Raw genomic sequence first — 23,347 nt, forward strand, 5'->3', positions numbered from 1 at the left:
GATTAACCATGGCAAAAACTACATCTGGCAAAGCTGCAGGAAAAACGAAGAACGCAAGTCTGGAGCAATTGTTGAATCAGCAGGTTGCGAACTTTAACGTGCTCTATGTCAAACTCCACAATTATCACTGGTATGTAACCGGAGAGCAATTCTACTCCCTTCATGTTAAATTCGAAGAATTGTATGATGAAGTTACGCTTAAAATGGATGAGGTTGCGGAGCGCCTGCTGTCGATTAAAGGCAAACCGGCTGCAACGATGAAAGAATATTTGGAACTTGCAACGGTCCAGGAGGCTTCAGGCAACGAGGATACCCGCGGCATGGTACAAGCTTTGATTGAAGACTTTGCAACCGTATCCGAGGAGCTGGCGGAAGGCATCGAAATGGCCGAGGAAGCCGGAGATGCGCCAACAGCGGACATGTTCACCGGCTTTAAAGCCGATCTTGAGAAGCATATGTGGATGCTGCGTTCGTTCCTTGGATAAAGCGTGATACAACAGAATGATGCCTGTTCTTTCCTTAGTATTTGCAAGAGCTAAGGGTGCCGGTTACCTTGCCGCGTGCCTTTTAGCTCATGCTGTTGACCTGAGCACCGTCTGTCAACGCGCGATAAACGCCGGTGCCGGATGCCGTAATGACTCTCGGGAGCAACAAGCACATATGAAGGGGAACAGGGCGAACGAAACAGGCTTGGCCGGTCTATCGGTCATGCCTGTTTTTTAATTGTTACGGTTGTCTGAATGTTGTCTGCAAAACGCTTGTCCGGTTGAAATACGTCATATTTTATTATAAAATGGCTTGAGAATCATTGATAATCAGTTTAGAATGATTATAAATAAATAATTATTTTTTGTTTTATGAAATCAGGGCGTCCAATCCTGTTATCATATAGGACAACAATACACTACCTATTCAACGGAGGGAATCTAATATGTCAACCAAGTTTGTCATTGAAGGATTGAAAGCAACAATCGAAGGCAAGGAGATCCTTAAAGGTATCAACCTTGAGATGAAGGGCGGAGAAGTTCATGCCATCATGGGACCAAACGGTACAGGCAAAAGTACTTTGGCTTCCGCGTTGATGGGGCATCCTAAATATGAAGTTACAGAAGGTAAAGTATTGCTTAACGATGAAGACGTGCTGGAGATGGAAGTTGACGAGCGCGCACTCGCAGGTCTGTTCCTGGCCATGCAATATCCGAGCGAAATCGCCGGCGTTACGAACTCCGACTTCCTGCGCAGTTCCATCAACGCACGCCGCGGTGAAGGCAATGAGATTTCCCTGATCAAGTTCATTCGTCAAATGGAAGGCAAAATGAAGGAGCTTGAGATGAATCCTGAGTTCGCTCACCGTTACCTGAACGAAGGTTTCTCCGGCGGTGAGAAGAAACGTAACGAAATCCTGCAAATGATGATGCTGGATCCGAAAATCGTTGTGCTTGACGAAATCGACTCCGGTCTTGATATCGATGCTTTGAGAATTGTAGCGAACGGTGTAAATGCCATGAAATCCGAAGAACGCGGTTTCTTGATTATTACCCACTATCAGCGTTTGCTTAACTATATCACTCCAGATTACGTTCACGTGATGATGCAAGGACGCATCGTAAAATCCGGCGGTCCTGAACTGGCACAACGCCTGGAGGCAGAAGGTTATGACTGGATTAAGGAAGAGCTGGGCATTACTGATGAAACTGTAGGTCAAGACGCGTAAATAGACGGGAGGAGGAAACGATATGACTACACAAACCATTCTTCCGGTCAACGCTGAGGCTCTGAAGGCATTGTCCGAAAGGAAACAGGAACCGGCCTGGCTGACAGACAGCCGTCTGGCTTCTCTGGAACTGGCTGGCCAGTTGGAACTGCCCAAGCTGGAGAAACAACGCATCGAGCGCTGGAACATTCAAAGTTATGGTGAATATAAAGAGAGCAGCAAACTTGCTTCCCTTGACGAATTGCCTGAGCAGGTAGCCAAACTTGTCGAAGGTTCAAGAGAAGGCGGCCTGGTTATTCAACGCAACTCGGGAACCGTACATGTAAGTCTGGCTCCGGAACTGGCTGCCAAAGGCGTCATTTTCACCGATTTGGAAACAGCGGTTAAAGAACACGCGGATTTGGTTAAACCTTATCTGCATCAAGCGCTTAAGAATGACGAGCATTCGATGGCCGCTCTGCATGCTGCTGTATGGAACGGCGGGGTGTTCCTCTATGTTCCTAAGAATGTGGAGGTCGATGTCCCTCTGCAGGCGGTTATGCTGACGGATGATGCCGAAGCCACATTTGCTCCGCATGTGCTGATCGTAGCCGAAGCGAACAGTCAGATCACTTATGTAGACAACTACGTTTCGGATTCCCTGGCTGCGCCGGTGACCCATAACGGAGCGGTGGAAGTCTTCGTTAAAAACGGCGCGAAGGTGCGTTATGCTTCCGTTCACCAATTGGCTGGCGAAGCAACCGATGTTACGTTCCGTCGTGCGGTGCTGGACAATGACGCTTCGATCGAGTGGATTGTTGGCGAGATGAACGATGGCGATACAGCTAGCGATACCATGAGTATTCTGAAGGGCAACGGTTCGACATCCGATGCGAAAGTCATCGCGGTCGGCTCCGGCTCCCAGAAGATCAATTACACTACCCAAGCGAAGCATTTCGGCAAGAGCTCGGCGTCCCAGATGATCACCCGTGCAGTCATGCGCGAAGAGGCACAAGCCATCATCAACGGAGTTACCAAGATCGAGAAGGGTGCAACGAAGGCGGACGGACAACAGACCGAGCGCGTGTTGATGCTCAGCCCGAAAGCTCGCGGCGACGCGAACCCGATTCTGTTGATTGACGAGGATGATGTAACAGCTGGACACGCAGCGTCCGTAGGACAAGTGAATCAGGAGCAAATTTACTACCTGATGTCCCGCGGTATCTCGCGTACCGTGGCAGAATCCTTGATTATTTACGGCTTCTTGGCTCCGGTTGTCAGCGAAATTCCGCTTGAGGGACTTCGTGACCAACTGCAGGGGCTCGTTGAAAGGAAGCTGGGACAATGATCGCCTCTGTCCGTGAGCAATTTCCCATTCTTCATCAGGAGATCAACGGACATCCGCTGGTATATCTCGACAATGCCGCGACATCGCAAAAGCCGCAGGTGGTCATAGATGCTATCAAGCGGTACTACGAGTGGGAAAACTCCAATGTACACCGCGGGGTTCATACACTCGGCAGCCGTGCTACCGATGCTTATGAAGGAGCCAGGGAGAAGGTTGCCCGTTTCATTAATGCCGAGAGTTCGGAGCAAATTATTTTCACCCGCGGTACGACGACGGCCCTGAATCTGGTAGCTTCGTCCTACGCTCGCTCTGTTTGCGGTCCTGGGGATGAAATTGTCCTGACGGAAATGGAGCATCACAGTAATCTGATACCGTGGCAGCAGGCGGCTATCGCCGTTGGCGCTACGCTGAAATATATTCCTCTGCAGCCTGACGGCACGATCCGTGTCGAAGATGTGGAGGCACTCGTTACCGAACGGACCAAGGTTGTAGCCATCGCTTACGTATCCAACGTCATGGGCGTTGTGCATCCCGTAAAACAAATTGCGGAAATCGCGCACCGTCATGGTGCCGTCATTGTGGTTGACGGTGCGCAAAGCACACCGCATATGAAAGTGGACGTCCAGGATCTGGATTGCGATTTCTACGCTTTGTCCGGCCATAAGATGTGTGCTCCAACAGGTATCGGCGCATTATACGGCAAGAAGGCGCTGCTGGAATCAATGGAGCCGATCGAATTCGGCGGAGAAATGATCAATGATGTTGGATTGTACGAATCGAACTGGAAGGAGCTCCCTTGGAAGTTTGAGGGGGGGACACCTATCATTGCAGGGGCTGTCGGTTTGGGCGCTGCCATCGATTTCCTCCAGGAAATCGGAATGGATGCCATCGAGCAGCATGAGACGCAGCTTGCGGCCTACGCCATGAACCGCATCTCCGAGATCGAAGGCATTTCCATTTACGGCCCCCGTGAGCGAAAAGTGGGCCTCGTTACCTTTAACCTTGGCGACGTGCACCCGCATGACGTGGCCACGGTGCTGGATGCACAGGGGATTGCGATTCGTGCAGGACATCATTGCTGTCAACCGCTTATGCGTTGGTTAAAAGTATCCTCTACGGCACGTGCGAGCTTTTATCTGTATAATACAGAAGAGGACGTTGATCGATTAGTTAGCGCCTTAATCCAGACAAAGGAGTATTTTGGCGATGCAACTTGACGATTTGTACAGACGTGTCATCATGGATCATTATAAGAACCCCCGCAATCGCGGCAAGTTTGAAGAAGATGCGGTAACCATCGATTTGAACAATCCGACTTGCGGAGATCGCATTTCCTTACAGCTTAAGGTAGAGAACGGCGTGGTAGCCGATGCCAAATATACAGGGGAAGGCTGCTCCATCAGCATGTCTTCCGCTTCGATGATGACGGACGCCGTAAAAGGCAGAACGCTGGATGAAGCGATCAGTCTGGCGGATCGGTTCTCCTCCCTTATGAAAGGCGAGGCAGTAGATTTTGACGAGTACGAGGATATTGAAGCCCTATCCGGTGTTAACAAGTTTCCTGCACGCATTAAATGTGCAACACTTGCGTGGAACGCACTCCGAAAAGGAATAGACGCGAAGTAAGTGAATCAATAGATCGATAGGGAGGTAAGTTAAATGGCTAAAAAAGCACCAGAAATTGGAGAGTATAAATATGGTTTCCGTGACGAGCACAAAGCTATTTTTCAAACCGGCAAAGGTTTGACACGTGAAGTGGTAACGGAAATTTCCAAAATCAAGAACGAGCCGGAATGGATGCTGGAATTCCGTTTGAAAGCACTGGAGCAGTTCGAGAAAATGCCAATGCCTCGCTGGGGCGGCGATCTCGACGAGCTGGATTTCAACGATATCCAGTACTATGTAAGACCTTCCGACAAGCAAGGCAAGACTTGGGAGGAAGTACCTGCCGAGATCAAGGAAACCTTTGATAAATTGGGTATTCCGGAAGCAGAGCAGAAGTTCCTGGCGGGTGTATCCGCACAGTACGAATCCGAAGTTGTTTACCATAACATGCAAAAGGATCTTGAGGATCAGGGCGTTATCTTCATGGATACCGATACGGCTCTCAGAGAGCATCCGGAAATCTTGAGAGAATACTTTGCAACGGTAGTGCCTCCAACGGATAACAAATTCGCCGCATTGAACAGTGCTGTATGGTCTGGCGGAAGCTTCATCTATGTTCCAAAAGGCGTGAAATGTGAAATTCCGCTGCAAGCGTATTTCCGTATCAATTCCGAGAACATGGGTCAGTTCGAACGTACGCTGATCATTGCGGACGAAGACAGCTTCGTGCACTACGTAGAAGGATGTACGGCTCCGATCTACAGCACGAACTCGCTTCATAGTGCGGTAGTAGAGATCATCTGTAAAAAGAATGCACGCGTTCGCTATACAACCATTCAGAACTGGGCGCCGAACATCTACAATCTCGTGACCAAGCGTGCTGTTGCTGAAGAGAATGCAACTATGGAATGGGTTGACGGCAACATCGGTTCCAAGCTGACCATGAAATATCCTGCCGTTATTCTGAAGGGTCGCGGTGCAAAAGGGATGGTATTGTCCATCGCTGTAGCAGGCAAAGGCCAGCATCAGGATGCAGGAGCCAAAATGATTCACTTGGCACCGGACACGACTTCTACCATCGTATCCAAGTCCATCAGTAAGCATGGCGGTAAAGTAACGTACCGTGGACTGGCTTCCTTCGGCCGCAATGCAGAAGGCGCGAAAGCCAACATCCAGTGTGATACACTGATCCTCGATAATGAATCGACGTCGGATACGATTCCTTACAACGAGATCAAGAATGACAACATTACGCTGGAGCATGAAGCGACCGTATCCAAGGTGTCCGAGGAACAATTGTTCTACCTCATGAGTCGTGGCCTTAGCCAGTCTGAAGCTACGCAAATGATCGTTATGGGCTTCATCGAGCCATTCACCAAAGAACTTCCGATGGAGTATGCCGTTGAGATGAATCGACTCATCAAGTTCGAAATGGAAGGCAGTATCGGCTAAATAGTTCTTATATACACAGGGGGCAAATCACTCGGGCACGAGTGGTTTGCTCCTTTTTTTATGCTTGGATGTTTACGCTATGTTGGCTTATTGTGACTTTTATGGTTGCGTGGGGTGAGCCGTCTCGACAGGACACGCGTTTTATTTTGCCAGAAATCAAGAATGAGGGGAAATGGAAATGTCACAAAAGCACGCAAAAAAACCGCCAGCATACAAGCCGGACGGTTTATACGGGCTATTTAAGGGAAGAGGCTAGGCGAAAACGCCGGTTACAGAAGTATCTCTTGGATCTCGGTATTGTACTCTTTGGAGAGGTCGATGAATCGATCCTCGGTCTTCACAAGCGGACGGAAGTAATCCGAAGGATTGTTCATAACGATAATGCCGGATTCGCCAGTCGTCAGCAGAACCTTTTTGCCGATAAAGTTTGGCAGCATCTGCTGGATGAAGGCATGCGTCGGCCTGCCGTTCAGCTTACCAAAACTAAGACGATACAGCTCCCGAAGTACGGTTAACAGCTGCTGCTTGGATTGATAGACCCGAGTCGTTGTCATCGCACTGTATACGTCGGCTACAGCGCAAATATGAGAGTATGGATGAATCTGATCGGCATGGAGCGCTCGTGGATACCCAGAAGCGTCATCCCGTTCATGGTGCTGGAGCGCGACTATAGCGGTAACTTTATCATCCATGGATTCAGAGATCATCTCATAACCATAGATGGTATGCAGCTTCACTTCCTCATATTCTTCAGAAGTCAGCTTGCCTGGCTTGTCCAGTATATCCCTAGAAATCTTGCTTTTGCCGATATCATGGAGATAACCGGCTTTGCCGATTTCATATGCTTCCTTGTCGGAATAACCCATCCAATCCGCGATGTAATACGATAACATTCCAACTTGAATCGAGTGCCTGTAGGTATAATCGTCTGTGCCATTAAAAAGCAAAAGCAGGGAGACGACATCCGTATGCTCATTCAGAGAGCCGACTAAGGGTCTGAAAACATCGTCCACGACGGACTCATTGAATTTACCGGTTTGTGACGCTTCCGTAAATAAGGTGGAGCACCCGTCAAACGCAAGATTGAAATGGGGTTTAACCTTGTTGTATGAATCTGAAATTTCAGATGATGAATCGAGGGATACAGACAGTGCCCGTGGCTTTATTTCTATGTAATCGATACCGTGCTGCAGTAGCTTGGATATATCCTCAAAACGAAGGGTTGCTCCTTTTTGTAGAACATGAACGCCGTTTGTGTTGTAAGCATCATGCTGCATTTGATCACCGGGTATCAGGTCCGTGACATGTACTCTCAAATCATTGCACCTCTTGCCCTTATATAAGTAAAAAGATCAAAACTATCTTAGCAAGAAAATTATGGTTTTACAATGAGAAATCATGACTTATTACCTAACGGTTGGGTCCCAGGGTCCGGTCTGCGGTCCTTTCCACTCCGAACCATCGTCCCAGATCTCTTTCTTCCAGATTGGAACGGATTGCTTCAATTGTTCAATGGCATAACGGCTGGCCTCATAACATGCATCTCGATGCGGGGAGGATACAGCGATAACCACACTGGTTTCTCCAATACCGACCGTACCGATACGGTGGGAAATCGCACATTCCGTGCCAGGCCATTGTCGAAAGATGTCTGCGCGTATTTGCTGCATCTCTTTTAGCGCCATCGGGATGTATGCTTCATACTCCAACGTAACCGTTCGCATCTGGCCGGTCATCTCTCGCGTTGTACCTACAAAGGAAAGCGTTGCTCCATGATTATCATGATGAACCTTGGCAATGGTTGCTTCTACGGACAGCGGGTCGTAGGATATAGAGCACTTCCCATCTGCCGAGGACCTGGATCCGGAGTCTTGCGGGGCGGAGCCGTCACCACCGGACACAGGCGGAATCAGAGCTACCTCGTCGCCGCTCTGAATAAGCTGTTCCGAAGGCGCATATTCTTGGTTGACCGCGACAAAAGCCGTGGCAATCTGGGATTTGGCATCAGGATAAGCATCACTAAGCAGCAGCTTTAATTCCCCGGCTGTAAGGGGAAAGCCCGGTACGTTGAACGTAAGCGAAGCTGTGCCGATCCGATCAGCTAATCCTGCAAATAGTAATATCGAAATGGTTGTTGACATTCTTCATCACCTCGTAATTCTTATGGGCTACAATATACCATATTCTTCGCTAAAATGTTATGCTTGTAAGACCGGAAATTATCGAATAACGAACTTGGGGAGGGGGCCGCCAGATGGGGTTAGGAAGCAACAAACAGAAGCTGACGATATTGTATACCAACGATATACACAGCCATTTTGAAATGATGAGTAATGTGGCGGCACTTATTTCCCGGGAAAAGACGGCTGCCGGTGATGGGGCAATCGTACTGGATATCGGTGATCATATGGACCGGGCATCCGTGGAAACGGAAGGCACCATGGGCCAAGCAAATGTGGATGTCATTAATTTGACAGGATACGACGCCATTACGATTGGCAATAACGAAGGGCTCACCATTTCGTATGATGTTCTGGAGAGCGTATACGCCGGACTGCAGTGTCCCGTTGTATGCTGCAACATAAGTGAGACAAAGAGCGGTGATCCTCCTCCATGGATGAAGCCGCATGTGATCCTGGAACGAGAAGGCATTCGGATCGGGCTCACCGGCGCAACGGCTGCTTTTGCAGGATTTTATCAATTGTTAGGCTGGGAAGCCGGAGATCCGGTACAGGCTATTGCTGAGCAAGTTCGGGCGCTTCAGGGCCAGTGTGATATCATGATCGTTTTATCCCATTTAGGACTAACGATTGATAAAAGATTAGCAGAAAATGTTGAGGGGATTGATGTTATTCTTGGTGGTCACACCCATCATATCCTCGAGGAGCCTCTGATGATCGGGAAGACCGCTGTCTGCGGTGCAGGCAAATTCGGACAATATGTAGGTCGTCTCGTCATGCAGCGCAGTCATGCAGAAGATCGCTTTACCTGTATAGAGGGAAGTCTGCTGCCCGTGGATAAAAACTTGATGGAACCCATCGTAGAGCAGGCGATCATGAGACACCATGAGCTGGCAAGAGAGAAATTAACGGAGGCCGTAGCCGTTATTGACCGTAGTCTGCCCATTCACTATGAGGAGGAGTCGCCGTTTGCGAACCTGCTGGCTCAGGCCGTGCTGCAGCACACGGATGCCGATTTTGCCATCGTTAACTCAGGGCAGCTGCTCGGACCGCTGCCGGAGGGCGAGATCAGCACCGGTATGCTGCATGGCCTGTGCCCGTCCCCGATTAATCCCTGCGTAGTGAAGCTGCGCGGAGAACATATCTATCAAGCACTTGAGGAAAGCCTGCTCCAGGAGTTCAGCGGGAAGAAGATACTGGGCTTTGGCTTCCGCGGTTATATATTAGGCGGCCTGGCAGTTGATGGATTGAAGATTCACTATGACAAGAACGGAGAGCCTTATCGCAAGATCACACATATCTCTATGAAGGGACAACGGCTAGAGCCGCAACGAGAATACAAGGTGGGAACACTCGACATGTTCACTTTCAAAATCGGATATGAGTCGTTGTCACTTGGTAAGGATACGGTATATATGCTGCCGGAGTTTATTAGAGACTTGCTGCGAAGTGAGCTTTCGAGGCCCGGTTCGCTTGAAGAGTCCATGATCCCACGCTGGATATCCTGACAATCCCCGACTAACTTCCTTTGGCCGAGCATACATATGAGGAGGACAAAGGTAAGGGAGGGGAAGGACCATGGATTTTATCACATCCATTATATTGGGGATTGTGGAAGGAATAACCGAATTCATTCCGGTGTCTTCCACAGGCCACATGATTTTGACGGCTAAGGTACTCGGTTACGACGATCAAACTCCGATCATGAAGACGTTTGAGGTTGTCATTCAGCTTGGCGCCATTATGGCGATCGCGATGGTTCACTGGAATCGGATTTTGAACCTGCTCGGCTGGAGCCGAAGTGAGCCGTTGATCAGGAACACGCCTCGAAGACGATTGAATTTGATCCACATCTTTTTGGGGATTGCACCGGCTCTGCTGGTTGCTTTTTTTGCGAGGGATTTCATCAAAAGTCTGTTCCATGCTCAGACGGTGTTGTTTGCACTCGTTGCCGGCGGTATTTTTATGATTTTTGCAGAATGGTACAATAAGCATAAAGTTCAAGTAACATCGCATGATTTAGATGATATGACATACAAGCAGGCCCTTCAGATTGGCGTCTACCAGATCATATCCGTATTATGGCCGGGATTTTCCCGTTCGGGCTCCACCATCTCCGGTGGCATGCTCAGCGGGGTAAGCTATAAGGCATCGGTCGATTTCTCGTTCATTATCGCGATTCCCATTATGTTTGCCGCAGCAGGATATGAATTACTGGATTCTTATCGATTTTTTACAGTAGACACGATCGGCGTATTTCTTGCCGGATTCATCGTTTCGTTTGTTGTCGCTTATTTTGTCGTCTTAGCCTTCATGAAACTCATACAGAAGATAAGGCTTACTCATTTTGCGATCTACCGTTTTGTTCTCGCTGCCGTTTTTTGGCTGTTTATCATGCATTAAGCAGGAGGAGACATAAGGAGGAGATCCGGCTTCTTCGTATCGTGATCCACTGAAGACTAGACGCTATATCCCACACAAGTTTGATCATAGCAGAGGAAGTGACGGATTTTGCGTCTTATACCTATCAACGCGTTGAAGCCGGGGATGGTTCTTGGTAAAAGAATATATAATAGCGATGGTTTAATCCTGCTTGCCGAAGGCGTGGAGCTGACAACAGGGCTGATCCGCCGTCTGGGCACGTTGGAACTCGGGTATGTCTATATCGAGGATCCGATGACAGAGGATATCATGGTCCCGGAGTTGTTGACCGAGGAAACCCGGCTGCAGGCGATCCAGTCGATTCGGACGAGCTTCAAAACCCTGGAGAGCCAGGCTGCTCTAAAGGGAAGCTTCCTTCATTTAGGCAAAACGTTCTCCGGGATGATGGAGTCGATTATGGATGAAATATCGGATCATGACGAGTGCATGGTGCTGCTGACCGATATGAATACGAACGATTACAACTTGTATCGTCATTCTCTTAACGTATGTCTGTATTCAACGGTTCTTGGCGTGTCTTACGGGTATAATCGGGAGGAGCTGAAGGTGCTCGGCTTGGGTGCATTGCTTCACGATATCGGCAAGACGAGGATATCCCAGAAGCTGCTGAATCATCCAGGACGGCTGAGCGAGGAAGAATTTCGCGAGGTTCAGAAGCATACCGAGATCGGGTTCAAAATATTGAAAGACGAACCGAACATTCCGCTGCTATCGGCGCATTGCGCCCTGTCGCATCATGAGCGCCTGGATGGCAGTGGTTATCCCAGAGCCTTGAAGGGACCTGAGATCCATGAATACGCCAAATGGATTGCGATTACGGATTCTTACGATGCGATGACAACGCAGCGTGTGTACAAGCCTGCCTTGTTGCCGCATCAAGCGGTTGAGGTGATGTATGCTGGCTCGGGAACGCTGTATGAACAGTCATTTCTGGCGATGTTTCGGGATCGGGTAGCGATATATCCTCCAGGCATCACCGTGAAACTGCATACGGGTGAAAGTGGAGTGGTATCCAAAATTCACGCACATGTGCCGCATCGACCCGTCGTCCGCGTATTAACGGATGCCGAAGGCACCCCGCTATCTGCACCTTACGAATTGGATTTGTCTGAAACACTGGCCATTATGATCGCTGGTATCGGGCGTGCACCATAGATTAAACTTGACCTTAAGGAGGTTGACTCGTGAGACGTAACGGCCATACAACATTGCTGCATACATGGGGGCGACAGATATACCGCTACCGTAAAGCCATTGTTGTGACCTGGCTTCTTTTGTTTTGCGGGCTGCTTCCGTTTGCGTTCAAGCTGCCATCCATTCTGCAGCACAACGGGTTTACGCCGAAGGATAGTCCGGCCCAGATCGGGATTGAGAAGCTGGAAGAGGGATTAGGATTGTCGGCTGCCTCGCTGGATATTGTCGTAGTCAGTCAGCACGATGAGAATCTGACGGCTGGCACGGCGCAGAGGCGAATATTGACGGAGCTTGCGCCTTTGCGAGCCCGTCCTTATGTCAGGGATATTGATATGAATATGGCAGCTCATAAGGCAGGCCAGGATCATATCGTATCCGTGACGGTGCTGCTGGATCTGGATGCCACGGAAGCCTTGAAGCAGTTTGAAGAGATTAGAGACTCGGTTCCCGACATCACGGGAGCGGATACTTACATAACAGGGAATACCGCCATCTTCGCCGATATGAACCAAGCCGTCAAAAGCGATATCATCCATGCCGAGATGATAGGCATTCCCGCAGCTCTGCTCATCCTGGCGGTTGTATTCGGAACACTGACTGCGGCGCTCCTTCCATTGTTAGCCGGTGTTGCCAGTGTGGTGGTCACGATGGGAATCTTGTATTTCGTCGCTTTGGCCGACGGTTCGATCAGCAATTTCCTTCCGAATGTTGTAACGATGCTGGGCCTGGCCGTCGGTATCGATTATGCGCTGCTGGTCGTAAGCCGCTTCAAAGAAGAGATGCGGATACGGAGCGGAGATGTGGGAACTGCCCTGGCTGTCACTTGCGCAACCGCCGGCAAAGCAGTGATGTTCTCCGGGGCGGCGGTGTTGATCGGTTTTGTGGCGATGAGTTTCATAGACCTGCCGATCTTCCGTTCCTTCAGCATAGGCGGCATTACCGTCGTGCTGTTATCGGTGCTGGCCGGTAACACACTTCTTCCCGCATTATTGGCAATATTGGGTCCGCGCATCGATGCGCTCCCTCTATTCCCTGCCGCATACCGGACGCTCCGGGCACGGCAGACCTCCGGTATGTGGAGAAAGCTCTCCAGATTTGTTATGGCGCATCCTGTGACCATCTCTATCGCCGCGATCGGTTTACTGCTGGTGGCGATTTATCCGGTTCGGCACATGAATATCGCCATCCCCGCGGCCGAAGTGCTTCCCCCCGCCTATGAATCCCGTTATGGTCACGACCTGCTCATACAGGCTTATGACGAACGTGAATTGAATTCGATCGTTGTGGCGGTAGAGCTTCCGGCCTCTTATGAGGACTCGCGCAGCATCGAGCGAATGAAGGCATATACGGATGAGATACGGATGATGCCGGGCGTGAAGCAGGTAGAGAGTTACCTGAGCATTGGCAGAGGATCGGTGGAAGAAGCATCGAAGTATTTGTCCCGCGAAGATATCCGCCAGCAGCTGGAGCAGCATCGTTTTGTTAGGGGGAATGTAGCAGCCGTCGCCGTGATCCCGGAATATGGGGAATCCCATGCACTTACGATGCAGCTTGTCCGAGAGTTACGGACGATGGACACGAATGAGCTGACGACCTATGTTACCGGAAGCCCCGCATACAAACTGGATATCATGGAAGCCATCCAACAGAATATCTCCTTCGTTCTGGTCTTTGTGTTTGTAGTTACCTATGTCATTCTGCTCCTGGCGTTTCGGTCGGTCTTGCTCCCTTTAAAAGCAAGCGTAATGAACATGCTCAGCCTCGGCGCCGGACTGGGTATCGTGGTGTGGGTATTTCAGGAGGGAATAGGCGCGCAGTGGCTGGGTGTTTCCTCCACGGGATCCATCTTTGCGCTTTTGCCGATCCTGATATTCTGCGTGGTGTTCGGCATATCGATGGACTATGAAGTCATGATGCTCTCGCGAATGATGGAGAATTATGAACGGACGGGGGACAACGAATTCAGTACGGCTGAAGGTCTGGAGAGCACAGGCGGGCTGATTACAAGCGCTGCCCTGATTCTGGCCGTCGTCGTGGGTGCGTTTGTGTTTACGGATAATGAAGTGATGAAAGCGATCGGTTTAGGCCTGACAGCAGCCGTTCTGCTGGATGCCACCGTGATTCGGGTGCTGCTTGTGCCTGCGTTTATGAAGATGATGGGCAGAGCGAATTGGTGGAGTCCAAGCTGGATGTTTCCGGCACATAAGCTTACATCCAAGGAACGTTCGGACAAACATGGGGAAACCGGATGATTTCCCAGCCGAATCAAGCAGAAGCCTTCTGAGTGGGTATGTTATAATCATATAATGGACATTATCAAAACCGTAGAGTACATAAAGCGTAAGTTGTACTGAATGAATCGGTAATTCAAAGAAATAAGGTGAGTGAACCATGAGTAATACAGCACAGCCATTTCCATCAGCCGTAAGGCCCATTTCGCCGAGTTATGATCCTTGGGATCCGATAACCTCGCTGCGCGAGCATGGTCGTCATGTGCTGACCAGTGTGGAAATGACAGTGACGCATCTTTGTAATATGCGCTGTGAGCACTGCGCTGTCGGTGATATGCTTGTGATGAAGGAAGCTCCGATGCTGCCCCTCGATACGATGCTGAAGCGATTGGATGAAGTAGAGCATCTGCAGACAATCAGTCTGACGGGCGGTGAACCGGCATTTCTGGGGAAAACGGTGGATAACGTGATTGTTCCCTTGCTCAAGTATGCCAAGGAAAGGGGCATCCGGACCCAGATTAACTCCAATCTGACGCTCGATATGAGTCGGTATGAGAAAATGCTGCCTTATCTGGACGTTATGCATATCTCATTCAATTATTTGAACGGGGACGATTTCTATGAGGTCGGATTTGCGAATAGCGCACGTCCTGTCTCGAAGGAAACGGCATACAAAATGTACGATACGATGCTGGTCAATTCGGAGAAGCTGAGTGCAGCGGGCATGTACATATCCGCTGAATCGATGATTAACTACCGGACGCATACGAAACTCAGCGGCATCCACAAGCTGATCAAGGATATGGGCTGCAAACGGCATGAGGTTCACCCGATGTATGCCTCAAACTTTGCTTCCGCTCTGCCCGTATTGTCCTTGAACGATACGAAAGCCGCCATTCACCATTTGCTGGATGTCCGGGATCGGGACATGTGGATGCTGTTCGGAACGCTGCCGTTTTATGCCTGCAGCTCCGATGATCATGATCAAGAGATCATTCGCCGCCTGCGGCAAGAACCGAACGTAACGGTCCGGAATGATCCCGATGGCCGTAATCGGGTGAATGTGAATTTATTCTCGGGCGACGTGTATGTAACGGATTTTGCTGATATCCCGGCTTTTGGTAATATTAAGGAACAGAAGCTTGACGATATTTTTAACGAATGGACAACAGGACACCCGTTGAACCAAACGGTTAACTGTCACTGCGATGCCGTGAGCTGCTGTGGGCCGAACCTGTTGGTGGCCGACATGTACTACCGGGGTGTGGATTTCAAGTCAAGACAAGCAAAGACAAACTAGAACCCTAGAAAGAAGGCGTGTCATCATGGCGGAGGAATTTGAGGTCGGGAAACTGATTTTGAATTTGCTCTTGGTTTTCCTTCTCGTTTTGTTGAACGGCGTGTTTGTAGCCGCTGAATTTTCACTGGTGAAAATGCGTCAATCCCGGTTGACCCAGCTCGTTAGCGAAGGGAACCGGCTGGCAGGCATTGCCCTGAAAGTAAACCAGAAGCTGGATGCCTATTTATCCGCAACCCAGCTTGGGATCACATTAACTTCCCTGGGTCTTGGCTGGATTGGGGAGCCTGCTATTTCTGAATTGCTGGTGGCCCCCATTATGCATAGCATTGGATTTACGGATGAGCGATTGATCGGCACAATATCAGTGGCGGTGGGCTTCTGTATTATCACCTTCCTGCATATTGTGTTAGGGGAGCTTGCACCGAAATCTTTGGCTATTCAGCGGACCGAGGGCACGGCTCTGATCCTATCGGCGCCGCTGCTCTGGTTTTATCGTATTTTTCTGCCGGTGATCTGGGTCCTGAATGCTTCCGCCAATCGGATTTTGAAGCTGGTGGGCATCGAGCCGGCAAGCGAGGCCGAAGCCGCCCACTCCGAGGAAGAGATCCGGATTCTGATGAACGAGAGCGCAAAGAGCGGTGTTATTGACGAGAACGAGATGAAATTAATGGACAACCTGTTCGATTTTTCTGACTTGAGAGCCAGAGAAATTATGCTGCCAAGGACGGACATGGACGTTCTTTTCACCAATTTTACCTTGGAAGAGAATCTTCAGATCGTCAACGAGACAAAGCATTCCCGTTACCCGGTTGCAACGGACAACAAAGACCGCATTATCGGGTTTGTCCACATTACCGATCTCTTGCTGGCGGAGCCTGAGAAGCAGCGTGATCTGGCTTCCTTGATGAGACCGATTATGGACGTATCGGAATCGGCGGAGATCAGTGAGGTGCTGCGGAAGATGCAGGCAAGACATGAGCAGCTTGCGCTCGTGGTGGACGAATACGGGGGCACGGCCGGTATTCTCACAGCCGAGAAGATTCTGGAAGAGATTGTCGGGGACCTGTACGATGAATTTGAAGATGAGCGGCCAGAAATTGAAGTGTATGATGAGTACTTTTCAGTGGACGGACGGATGCTCATTGAAGAAGTGAATGATTTGACCGGCTTGATGATTGAAGAGCATAACGTGGATTCCATTGGCGGTTGGTTGTTCAAGGAGCTTGAAGGGAACCCGGCGGTCGGGAAGAAAACCGCCTTTAACGGGGTGGTCTTTGAAGTAGAGGAGTCTACACGGTTGCGTGTAACTCGCGTCATGATTCATCAGAAGCTCGAGAGCAGCTTCATTTAGAACTAGCAAGACTCTATTTGTTAGGAAGTGGATTATGTCGATTAAGCAGCTGATATTTATCGGTCTCGGTCTCCTGTTGCTGTACGGAATGTTTACGGTTGGAGCTCCGTTCTTGTTGGCCATCGTGATTGCTATTGCCTTGGAGCCGTTAAATCGGCTCTTAATGAAAAGACTTCGGTTGAACCGCATCGCGGCCGCAACGGTGACAAGCACGCTATTCCTTCTTTTGATGCTGCTGCTGGCTTATTTGATCGGTCTTCAGGTGTTTAACCAGCTGGTCGAATATTGGAGCCGGGCTCCGCAATATTTTGAAGGGGCCAACGAATTCCTTCAGCATACGATTATTCAAGCGCAAGACATGCTGAACGGCATTTCGCCGGGTCTTGCCGACAGTCTTACCGAATTTATGTCGAATATTTCTTCCTATGTGCAGTCGCTTGTCAATACGGTATCATCGACATTTTTGTCCTTTGCCAAAACGCTGCCGAACCTGTTTGTCACGTTCATTGTATTCTGCGTAGCGGTGTACCTGTTCGCTTTCAGCCTCGATACGATGCGTGAGAAAGTGTTGTCGCTGTTTGATGAGACATCGCAGTCGCAGGTGAACGAAGTGCTGATCAGCCTGAAAAAATCCATTTTCGGATTTTTGCGGGCACAGCTGATCCTCAGCCTGTTTACGTACGTGATCACGCTGCTCGGCTTACTGGTATTAGGTGTTAACTATCCACTTGCTATCGCCCTGCTTGTCACCATTGTCGATATTCTGCCGATTTTGGGCGTAGGTTCCGTCTTGATCCCTTGGTCCATCTACCTGCTCGCGGTAGGTGATATTTTTACAGGGCTTGGCTTGATCTTCATGTTCATTCTGATTACGGTGATCCGCCGCGTACTGGAACCGAAGGTTATAGGGGATGCCGTTGGAATCGGCGCATTGCCTGCCCTGGTCAGCATGTATGTCGGATTTAAGCTGGTTGGTGTGATCGGATTTTTTATCGGCCCCTTGGTCGTTATTATCTATTCCGCTATGCGTAAAGCGGGCTTGTTCCAAATTAAAATTAAATTTTAAGGACAACTCCATGAAGACCCTTTTCCCGGAAATATTCCAGGGAGAGGGTTTTTTTGTCATTTTGGAGTTCATTTTCTGGGCGGAAGACATATGTTAAATACGAAGAGTCCTTGATAACGACGGATCGATCGTAACGATAAGGAGGAAATCCCTTTGAAGGAAAATCCAGAGGTGCGCGTATACCCGGTATTTCATTCGCCATTTGATCCATGCCCGCCCAAGCTTTACAGATCGTATGTGGTACCTGTTAACCAGTTTGTCGTGTTTCAACCGCCGGGTCTGCCCCAGTTTAGCCCTGCCGAGGCGCTAAGGCACGGAACGTTATGGCCATCCTTGTATAGCCCGTATACTTCGCGAAAATTTAAAGGAGAGTGATATGCGGTGAATGAAGCCAGACCCCAGGTTGGAGATCTGAAGTATTACGAAATGCTGGAGCAGCTTCAGGCATTGGATTTTGTCCTGGTGGAGCTGAACCTGTTCCTGGACACCCATCCGGATGATCTCAAGAGCATCGAGCAGTTCAATAAACTGACACAGGAGAGAACGGTGCTAGCGAAGCAATTTCAAGAGCTGTATGGGCCGCTGCAAAATTTTGGCCGTGCTTATTCGAGGTATCCGTTTGAATGGGCCCAGGGTCCTTGGCCTTGGCAGGTTTAACAATGACGGTATGGCAAGGGGGCTGCGGCTTTTTTTTACCTTATGCAAGCAGCCCTTATGAAGAGGAAAAGCGAGAACAAGGAGGCGGAAGAGCCTATGTGGGTATATGAAAAAAAGCTTCAGTATCCGGTACGCGTCAGTAAATGTGATCCAAGAATGGCGAAGTTCTTGATTGAGCAGTACGGGGGGGCCGATGGGGAGCTCGCGGCAGCGCTCCGCTACTTGAATCAGCGTTATACCATTCCCGATAAGGTGATCGGGTTGCTGAACGATATCGGAACCGAGGAATTTGCGCATCTTGAAATGATTGCCGCTATGGTGTTTAAATTGACGAAAGATGCAACGGTTTCGGAGATGGAGGCTGCCGGACTAGGTGCGCACTACGCCAATCATGATCATGCGCTGTATTATGAGAATGCGGCCGGGGTCCCTTGGACGGCAACCTATATTCAAGCTAAAGGCGATCCGATTGCGGATTTGTATGAGGACATTGCGGCAGAAGAGAAAGCACGCGCTACATATCAATGGCTCATCGACATGACGGATGATGTGGATTTGCAGGACAGTCTCAAATTTTTGCGGGAACGTGAAATTATCCATTCCATCCGCTTCAGGGAAGCTGTAGAGATCATCAAGGAAGATCGGGCAACGAAAAAAATATTCTAGGGGAGAGGATATCATTTCGACATCCGAATGAATAAAACAATGACAGGCCCGGTTGATATCTTTCCGGGTCTGTCATTGTTTAGGTTAAATAGGAGTTATGGGGGCCATTATATCCCCTGCGGCTGCTGATCCGAGTCATGATAGGGCAGCCGGACCGTAAATGTAGTTCCTTGCCCCTGCTGGCTCTCTGCCTGAATCGTGCCACCATGAGATACGATAAATTCCTTGGCAATCGCCAGACCCAGTCCCATGCCGCCTTGATGCCGCGCACGTGCTTCATCCGTGCGGTAGAAGCGGTCAAAGAGAAAGGGAAGATGCTCCTCCTCAATCCCTGGACCTGTATCCCGAATATCAATTCGAAGCATGCCGGAAGCGGGCTCCTCTTGTAACGCGGTGTGGACAAGCCCGCCTTGGGGTGTATACCGAACCGCGTTGATGAATAGATTCAGAAACGCCTGTGTGGTTCGGCTTGGATCCACAGGAACGGAAGTACGCTCCGTAGCGCTCGTCAAACGCAAGGTCAAGTTCTTGGCATCGGCATCTGGCTCGATGCGCTCCTGTATCTGACCCAGAAGATCCAGCATGTCCGTGGGTTTCCGAACCAGCGGCAGCTGCTTCGCTTCGGCCAGAGATAGTTGATGGAGATCGCCCACGAGACGGGTTAAGCGAATCAACTCATCCTGGATGGGGAGCAAGTGTTCCGGCTGGATCGGTTGCCTGCTCTGTTGAAGCAGATCCAGCTTGCCTCTTACGATCGTCAGTGGTGTTCGAAGCTCGTGCGCGACATCAGCCACCAGATTGCGGCGGACCGTCTCGGACTGCTCGAGCCTGGAAGACATTCCGTTGAAAGCAACCGCGACCCTTCCGTATTCATCCTCCGAGGTGACGGGAGCCTGAACACCGTACTCGCCTTGACCGAGTCGTTCGATGGCCGGTACGAGTTTGCGCAACGGCGCGGTCAGCCTCCGCGATACCCAGTAGGCGGCTCCGAGGGAGAGCAGGACGAAGAGGACAGTACCTCCCCCCAACAGAATGATGATGGAGGTGGGTGTGCCGATCCGAAGCTTGGTCAGGTTTGCTACATCCGTATCATAATAATACATGTCCGCGATCGGTTCGCCTTCAAAAAATAACGTTCGTTTAACCCCCAAGCGTTTGATCTGTTTCTCCACCGCATCCCCCTCATGCAACAGAATCGTTTGTTCCCTGGAAACCAGCAGCATACTTTCCTGACGGTCGGCTGCATGCGGACTTTCGGCTAACCATGCCTTATCCTGTATGGCATTGAAGGTCTGCCCGTTCTTTACATAGTAGCTGAGCAGCTTGTCCTGAAGCTGATTCAGTTCTTCTTTGCGCGAGGTTTGCAGTATGACATCCATGGAGTCGCGGATCACGATATACGTAAGAAGGACGAATACGGTGCTGAATCCGATAATAAACGACGACATCACGATGAATATTTTGCGTCCAACACTCATGGCTGCTGTTCAAACCGGTAACCGAATCCATACACCGTTTTTATAAAAACCGGCTCGGCAGGGTCATCTTCGATTTTTTTGCGGATCCGGCTGATATGGGCGTCTGCGGTCCGTTCATCATTATGGATATCGTCCTCCATGGCCGCTTGAAGCAGCTGCAAACGGCTGTATACCACGCCCGGTCTGGAAGCAAGGGTAAGGAGGAGCTTGAATTCGGTAGGAGTCAGCTGGATCTCCTGGCCGCGTTTCCAAACCCGGCATTGGGTTTCCGAGATCGTTAATTCGCCGCGCTCAAGCAAATCATCGGATACCGAACCGCCTTCCATTCTGCGCAGAACTGAACGAATCCGGGCAGCCAGCTCGCGGAGTGAGAAAGGCTTGGTCATATAATCATCCGCCCCTACCTCAAGCCCGATTAGTTTATCCGTCTCCTCAATCCTTGCAGTAACCATAATGATGCCGACACGGCTTGATTTTCTGAGCTCGCGGCATACCTCAATGCCGCTTAATTCAGGCAGCATCCAATCGAGTATGACCAAGGAAGGCTTGAAATCCCTCGCTTTGGCCAAAGCCTCCGTACCTGTGGCTGCGGTAACAATCTGAAATCCCTCTTGCCGGAGGAATGGCTCCATAAATTCTATGACTTTCCGTTCATCGTCCACAAGAAGCAAGGTATGTGCCATGCTGAATCCTGCCTTTCTTTTGATTCGTTAGGTTTAACCATAAATCCACCCCATTATATACGGTTTCCAGCCGCAATTGGAAAATTTCACGGAATACGCAACCCATCATCACAAGATCACAACATTCCGGTGATAGGATGGTACCCGTAAAGATTATGAAATGAGAGAGGGGAGGGATACCGATATGAGTCAACAAGCTTCATCTGTAAGAAAAACACCGCTCGCCGTTTGGATTTCAATAGGGCTGGCATGGATTTTTGTTGTTTGCATTGCCATTCAGACGCTATTTGCCGGGATGGCGCTGTTTCACGATGGTTCGATGTGGAGGAGTCATACCCTGTTTGTCCATTTTTTTGAAATTGTGCCTCTGCTTATGCTGCTTTCGGGTTTTGCAGGCAAGCTGCCCGCCAAGTATAAATGGAGATCATTGGTCCTGTTGTTATTGGTTTTCAGCCAATATTTCACGGCCAATTTCCCTGGTGCGGGTGCATGGCATCCGGTTATTGCCATCGGATTGTTCTGGCTCGCGGTGGATACGGCGCGCTCCGTACCGCCGTCCTATCGTCAGGGACAGGAGGGGTAGATTGAAATGAAAGGCCTTGCGGTGTTGGTAATGGCTTTAATCGGAGGTTTTGCGGGCGGGGTCATTCTGAATGAAGTAATTGCCGTGATATCGCACGTGTTATATGGAGGAGACGAAGATGGGTTGAAGGGTATCAAGTATCTTCCGGTAATTACCTCTGTATGGTGCGCTGCCATATTAATGATTTGGCGGCCGCGTCCGGCCTTCAAACGGTAACGCCAATCAGGTGGCACCTACCGCCACCCTATTACCCTTCAACCGCCAGCGATACCCAAACGAACAGGATATAGAATAGAATGGGAATCATCACTCCCATGGACAGCAGCAGCCATACAAGCGGCGTCCGGATCATCTCTTTAACAATAACGATCGGGCTGCGGACATACCGTCCTTTCTTAAGGCGGCTCACCATCCGCTTGAGAATGGCAGCTTGTTCATGAGGCTCATAGCGGCTTAGCTCTGCCAGCAGCTCGGCTTCCAGCTGCCCAATTGACGGCGCAGTATCAGACACCCTTGTTCCAGGCATGTCAATCACCCTCTCATTCGTACTCGTTATATGTATAACAACTATAAAGCTCCCCTAGTTACGCATATTTTATAGGCCATAGATCAAAAGTAATGAGGAAATGGGGTTTGCAGATGTGATATGGTTCCTATATGATGAGGAAAGATTAGACTAGAATCAGATTATATGGAGCAAAGGGAAGGGAAGGACCAAATTGGAAAATACAGCAACGTTGATCAAGCCGGAAGCGATGATATTTGACATGGATGGAACGCTGTTTCAGACGGAGACCCTGCTGCTGCCCGCCTATCACAAATTGTTCGACATTTTGCGTGAAGAGGGGCATTATGAAGGAGAAACGCCGGATGAGGAGCTCATGCTTGGATGTCTGGGAATGCTGCTCGAAGACATTTGGAAGATTGTCATACCGAATGGAACGCAGGCGGCCCATCGCCGTGCCGACGAGCTGCTGCTGCAGCTGGAGCTCGAAGGCTTAAACAATGAAGCAGCCGTATTGTATCCTGAGGTGAAGGAGACGCTGGAGGAGCTTCAACGGCGCGGTGTCCGATTGTTTGTTGCCAGCAACGGCCTAGAGCATTACGTGAAAGGCATAGCCGAAGCGAGAGGGATCATGTCGCTTTTTGAAGGCGTCTACAGTGCCGGAGAGCATGGAACGGCTTCCAAGGTGGACTTGGTAAGACTGCTGCTGGATGAACATGATATCCGGGACGCCTGGATGGTAGGGGACCGGTCATCGGATGTGGAGGCAGGCAAAGAGAACGGACAAACCGTCATTGGCTGCCGCTATGCAGGCTTTGGCGGGGAGCAGGAGCTGAAGGGATCCGACGTCGTTATTCATTCTTTTTCACACCTGCTGAAGCTTCACGATCAAGCCGAGTAGATAGGATAGATA

24 protein-coding genes are annotated in these 23,347 nt (G+C 49.9%); 19 read left to right on the top strand and 5 right to left on the bottom strand.

Features of this window, described 5'->3' with window-relative positions:
• Positions 1 to 8 precede the first annotated feature (8 nt).
• From ACETK5_RS02705 to sufB, 6 genes are all read left to right on the top strand, one after another.
• Positions 9 to 485 (top strand): Dps family protein, encoded by a 477-nt coding sequence (locus ACETK5_RS02705; protein WP_076324372.1) that lies wholly within the window; start codon positions 9 to 11, stop codon positions 483 to 485.
• A gap of 446 nt (positions 486 to 931) precedes the next feature.
• The gene (gene sufC / locus ACETK5_RS02710; RefSeq protein ID WP_100538838.1) at positions 932 to 1,714 is read left to right on the top strand and encodes a Fe-S cluster assembly ATPase SufC; all 783 of its coding nucleotides are present in this window, start codon (positions 932 to 934) and stop codon (positions 1,712 to 1,714) included.
• A 22-nt stretch (positions 1,715 to 1,736) separates the two neighbouring features.
• Positions 1,737 to 3,041: a Fe-S cluster assembly protein SufD gene (gene sufD, locus ACETK5_RS02715; protein WP_100538837.1), complete on the top strand. Its 1,305-nt coding sequence runs from the start codon at positions 1,737 to 1,739 to the stop codon at positions 3,039 to 3,041.
• A complete protein-coding gene (locus tag ACETK5_RS02720; RefSeq protein ID WP_100538836.1) occupies positions 3,038 to 4,258 on the top strand; it encodes a cysteine desulfurase in 1,221 nt (406 codons plus the stop codon). Before sufD ends, ACETK5_RS02720 begins: the two co-directional genes overlap by 4 nt.
• A complete protein-coding gene (gene sufU / locus ACETK5_RS02725) occupies positions 4,248 to 4,667 on the top strand; it encodes a Fe-S cluster assembly sulfur transfer protein SufU (RefSeq protein WP_100538835.1) in 420 nt (139 codons plus the stop codon). Before ACETK5_RS02720 ends, sufU begins: the two co-directional genes overlap by 11 nt.
• A 33-nt stretch (positions 4,668 to 4,700) precedes the next feature.
• Positions 4,701 to 6,098 (top strand): Fe-S cluster assembly protein SufB, encoded by a 1,398-nt coding sequence (gene sufB / locus ACETK5_RS02730; protein ID WP_100538834.1) that lies wholly within the window; start codon positions 4,701 to 4,703, stop codon positions 6,096 to 6,098.
• A gap of 269 nt (positions 6,099 to 6,367) precedes the next feature.
• Here sufB and ACETK5_RS02735 read toward each other — a convergent pair whose 3' ends face one another.
• Both ACETK5_RS02735 and moaD read right to left on the bottom strand, forming a co-directional pair.
• On the bottom strand, positions 6,368 to 7,414 hold the full coding sequence (locus ACETK5_RS02735) for an HD-GYP domain-containing protein (RefSeq protein ID WP_394054261.1): 1,047 nt from the start codon (positions 7,412 to 7,414) through the stop codon (positions 6,368 to 6,370).
• 90 nt (positions 7,415 to 7,504) lie between these two features.
• Complete coding sequence (gene moaD, locus ACETK5_RS02740; RefSeq protein WP_394054262.1) at positions 7,505 to 8,239, bottom strand: molybdopterin converting factor subunit 1; 735 nt, start codon at positions 8,237 to 8,239, stop codon at positions 7,505 to 7,507.
• 113 nt (positions 8,240 to 8,352) lie between these two features.
• Between moaD and ACETK5_RS02745 the strand changes: the two genes are divergently transcribed.
• The 10 genes from ACETK5_RS02745 to ACETK5_RS02790 all read left to right on the top strand — a co-directional run bounded on the left by ACETK5_RS02745 (position 8,353) and on the right by ACETK5_RS02790 (position 19,185).
• Positions 8,353 to 9,786 carry a bifunctional metallophosphatase/5'-nucleotidase gene (locus tag ACETK5_RS02745; RefSeq protein WP_394054263.1) on the top strand — a complete coding sequence of 478 codons (1,434 nt, stop codon included), beginning with the start codon at positions 8,353 to 8,355 and terminating at the stop codon, positions 9,784 to 9,786.
• 70 nt (positions 9,787 to 9,856) lie between these two features.
• Positions 9,857 to 10,681 carry an undecaprenyl-diphosphate phosphatase gene (locus ACETK5_RS02750; RefSeq protein ID WP_394054264.1) on the top strand — a complete coding sequence of 275 codons (825 nt, stop codon included), beginning with the start codon at positions 9,857 to 9,859 and terminating at the stop codon, positions 10,679 to 10,681.
• Positions 10,682 to 10,789: 108 nt separating this feature from the next.
• Positions 10,790 to 11,875 (top strand): HD-GYP domain-containing protein, encoded by a 1,086-nt coding sequence (locus ACETK5_RS02755; RefSeq protein WP_127593328.1) that lies wholly within the window; start codon positions 10,790 to 10,792, stop codon positions 11,873 to 11,875.
• Positions 11,876 to 11,904: 29 nt separating this feature from the next.
• Positions 11,905 to 14,166, top strand: coding sequence for an MMPL family transporter (locus ACETK5_RS02760; protein ID WP_100538828.1), 2,262 nt, complete (start codon positions 11,905 to 11,907; stop codon positions 14,164 to 14,166).
• A gap of 139 nt (positions 14,167 to 14,305) precedes the next feature.
• Positions 14,306 to 15,445 (top strand): radical SAM/CxCxxxxC motif protein YfkAB, encoded by a 1,140-nt coding sequence (yfkAB, locus tag ACETK5_RS02765; RefSeq protein WP_127593326.1) that lies wholly within the window; start codon positions 14,306 to 14,308, stop codon positions 15,443 to 15,445.
• Between the two features lie 25 nt (positions 15,446 to 15,470).
• Positions 15,471 to 16,796 carry a hemolysin family protein gene (locus ACETK5_RS02770; RefSeq protein ID WP_326114452.1) on the top strand — a complete coding sequence of 442 codons (1,326 nt, stop codon included), beginning with the start codon at positions 15,471 to 15,473 and terminating at the stop codon, positions 16,794 to 16,796.
• A gap of 34 nt (positions 16,797 to 16,830) precedes the next feature.
• Complete coding sequence (gene ytvI, locus ACETK5_RS02775; RefSeq protein ID WP_100538825.1) at positions 16,831 to 17,862, top strand: sporulation integral membrane protein YtvI; 1,032 nt, start codon at positions 16,831 to 16,833, stop codon at positions 17,860 to 17,862.
• Between the two features lie 153 nt (positions 17,863 to 18,015).
• Entirely contained in the window at positions 18,016 to 18,237 is a 222-nt protein-coding gene (locus tag ACETK5_RS02780) for a spore coat associated protein CotJA (protein ID WP_100538824.1), read from the top strand.
• Between the two features lie 6 nt (positions 18,238 to 18,243).
• Positions 18,244 to 18,519 carry a spore coat protein CotJB gene (locus tag ACETK5_RS02785; RefSeq protein WP_100538823.1) on the top strand — a complete coding sequence of 92 codons (276 nt, stop codon included), beginning with the start codon at positions 18,244 to 18,246 and terminating at the stop codon, positions 18,517 to 18,519.
• Positions 18,520 to 18,615: 96 nt separating this feature from the next.
• Complete coding sequence (locus tag ACETK5_RS02790) at positions 18,616 to 19,185, top strand: manganese catalase family protein (protein ID WP_100539505.1); 570 nt, start codon at positions 18,616 to 18,618, stop codon at positions 19,183 to 19,185.
• Positions 19,186 to 19,292: 107 nt separating this feature from the next.
• On the opposite strand, the gene ACETK5_RS02795 is transcribed toward ACETK5_RS02790, so the two are convergent.
• A complete protein-coding gene (locus ACETK5_RS02795; RefSeq protein ID WP_394054265.1) occupies positions 19,293 to 20,663 on the bottom strand; it encodes a sensor histidine kinase in 1,371 nt (456 codons plus the stop codon).
• On the bottom strand, positions 20,660 to 21,346 hold the full coding sequence (locus ACETK5_RS02800) for a response regulator (RefSeq protein ID WP_394054266.1): 687 nt from the start codon (positions 21,344 to 21,346) through the stop codon (positions 20,660 to 20,662). Before ACETK5_RS02800 ends, ACETK5_RS02795 begins: the two co-directional genes overlap by 4 nt.
• A gap of 184 nt (positions 21,347 to 21,530) precedes the next feature.
• Between ACETK5_RS02800 and ACETK5_RS02805 the strand changes: the two genes are divergently transcribed.
• Entirely contained in the window at positions 21,531 to 21,929 is a 399-nt protein-coding gene (locus ACETK5_RS02805; RefSeq protein ID WP_100538820.1) for a DUF6220 domain-containing protein, read from the top strand.
• A gap of 6 nt (positions 21,930 to 21,935) precedes the next feature.
• Positions 21,936 to 22,145: a DUF5957 family protein gene (locus ACETK5_RS02810; RefSeq protein ID WP_326114457.1), complete on the top strand. Its 210-nt coding sequence runs from the start codon at positions 21,936 to 21,938 to the stop codon at positions 22,143 to 22,145.
• A 31-nt stretch (positions 22,146 to 22,176) separates the two neighbouring features.
• Here ACETK5_RS02810 and ACETK5_RS02815 read toward each other — a convergent pair whose 3' ends face one another.
• The gene (locus ACETK5_RS02815) at positions 22,177 to 22,455 is read right to left on the bottom strand and encodes a hypothetical protein (RefSeq protein WP_394054267.1); all 279 of its coding nucleotides are present in this window, start codon (positions 22,453 to 22,455) and stop codon (positions 22,177 to 22,179) included.
• 193 nt (positions 22,456 to 22,648) lie between these two features.
• Between ACETK5_RS02815 and ACETK5_RS02820 the strand changes: the two genes are divergently transcribed.
• Positions 22,649 to 23,335, top strand: coding sequence for an HAD family hydrolase (locus ACETK5_RS02820; protein ID WP_127593318.1), 687 nt, complete (start codon positions 22,649 to 22,651; stop codon positions 23,333 to 23,335).
• The last annotated feature ends 12 nt before the right edge of the window (positions 23,336 to 23,347 follow it).

Source organism: Paenibacillus ilasis (assembly GCF_043195395.1).
In the GTDB taxonomy this organism is placed as follows: Bacteria; Bacillota; Bacilli; order Paenibacillales; family Paenibacillaceae; genus Paenibacillus_AQ; species Paenibacillus_AQ lautus.

What these genes read in the sequence shown, in the direction of transcription:
- ACETK5_RS02705 (WP_076324372.1), top strand. Translation starts at nt 9, where the DNA reads ATGGCAAAAACTACATCTGGCAAAGCTGCAGGAAAAACGAAGAACGCA.
- sufC (WP_100538838.1), top strand. Translation starts at nt 932, where the DNA reads ATGTCAACCAAGTTTGTCATTGAAGGATTGAAAGCAACAATCGAAGGC.
- sufD (WP_100538837.1), top strand. Translation starts at nt 1,737, where the DNA reads ATGACTACACAAACCATTCTTCCGGTCAACGCTGAGGCTCTGAAGGCA.
- ACETK5_RS02720 (WP_100538836.1), top strand. Translation starts at nt 3,038, where the DNA reads ATGATCGCCTCTGTCCGTGAGCAATTTCCCATTCTTCATCAGGAGATC.
- sufU (WP_100538835.1), top strand. Translation starts at nt 4,248, where the DNA reads ATGCAACTTGACGATTTGTACAGACGTGTCATCATGGATCATTATAAG.
- sufB (WP_100538834.1), top strand. Translation starts at nt 4,701, where the DNA reads ATGGCTAAAAAAGCACCAGAAATTGGAGAGTATAAATATGGTTTCCGT.
- moaD (WP_394054262.1), bottom strand. Translation starts at nt 8,239, where the DNA reads ATGTCAACAACCATTTCGATATTACTATTTGCAGGATTAGCTGATCGG.
- ACETK5_RS02745 (WP_394054263.1), top strand. Translation starts at nt 8,353, where the DNA reads ATGGGGTTAGGAAGCAACAAACAGAAGCTGACGATATTGTATACCAAC.
- ACETK5_RS02750 (WP_394054264.1), top strand. Translation starts at nt 9,857, where the DNA reads ATGGATTTTATCACATCCATTATATTGGGGATTGTGGAAGGAATAACC.
- yfkAB (WP_127593326.1), top strand. Translation starts at nt 14,306, where the DNA reads ATGAGTAATACAGCACAGCCATTTCCATCAGCCGTAAGGCCCATTTCG.
- ACETK5_RS02770 (WP_326114452.1), top strand. Translation starts at nt 15,471, where the DNA reads ATGGCGGAGGAATTTGAGGTCGGGAAACTGATTTTGAATTTGCTCTTG.
- ytvI (WP_100538825.1), top strand. Translation starts at nt 16,831, where the DNA reads ATGTCGATTAAGCAGCTGATATTTATCGGTCTCGGTCTCCTGTTGCTG.
- ACETK5_RS02790 (WP_100539505.1), top strand. Translation starts at nt 18,616, where the DNA reads ATGTGGGTATATGAAAAAAAGCTTCAGTATCCGGTACGCGTCAGTAAA.
- ACETK5_RS02795 (WP_394054265.1), bottom strand. Translation starts at nt 20,663, where the DNA reads ATGAGTGTTGGACGCAAAATATTCATCGTGATGTCGTCGTTTATTATC.
- ACETK5_RS02800 (WP_394054266.1), bottom strand. Translation starts at nt 21,346, where the DNA reads ATGGCACATACCTTGCTTCTTGTGGACGATGAACGGAAAGTCATAGAA.
- ACETK5_RS02805 (WP_100538820.1), top strand. Translation starts at nt 21,531, where the DNA reads ATGAGTCAACAAGCTTCATCTGTAAGAAAAACACCGCTCGCCGTTTGG.
- ACETK5_RS02810 (WP_326114457.1), top strand. Translation starts at nt 21,936, where the DNA reads ATGAAAGGCCTTGCGGTGTTGGTAATGGCTTTAATCGGAGGTTTTGCG.
- ACETK5_RS02815 (WP_394054267.1), bottom strand. Translation starts at nt 22,455, where the DNA reads ATGCCTGGAACAAGGGTGTCTGATACTGCGCCGTCAATTGGGCAGCTG.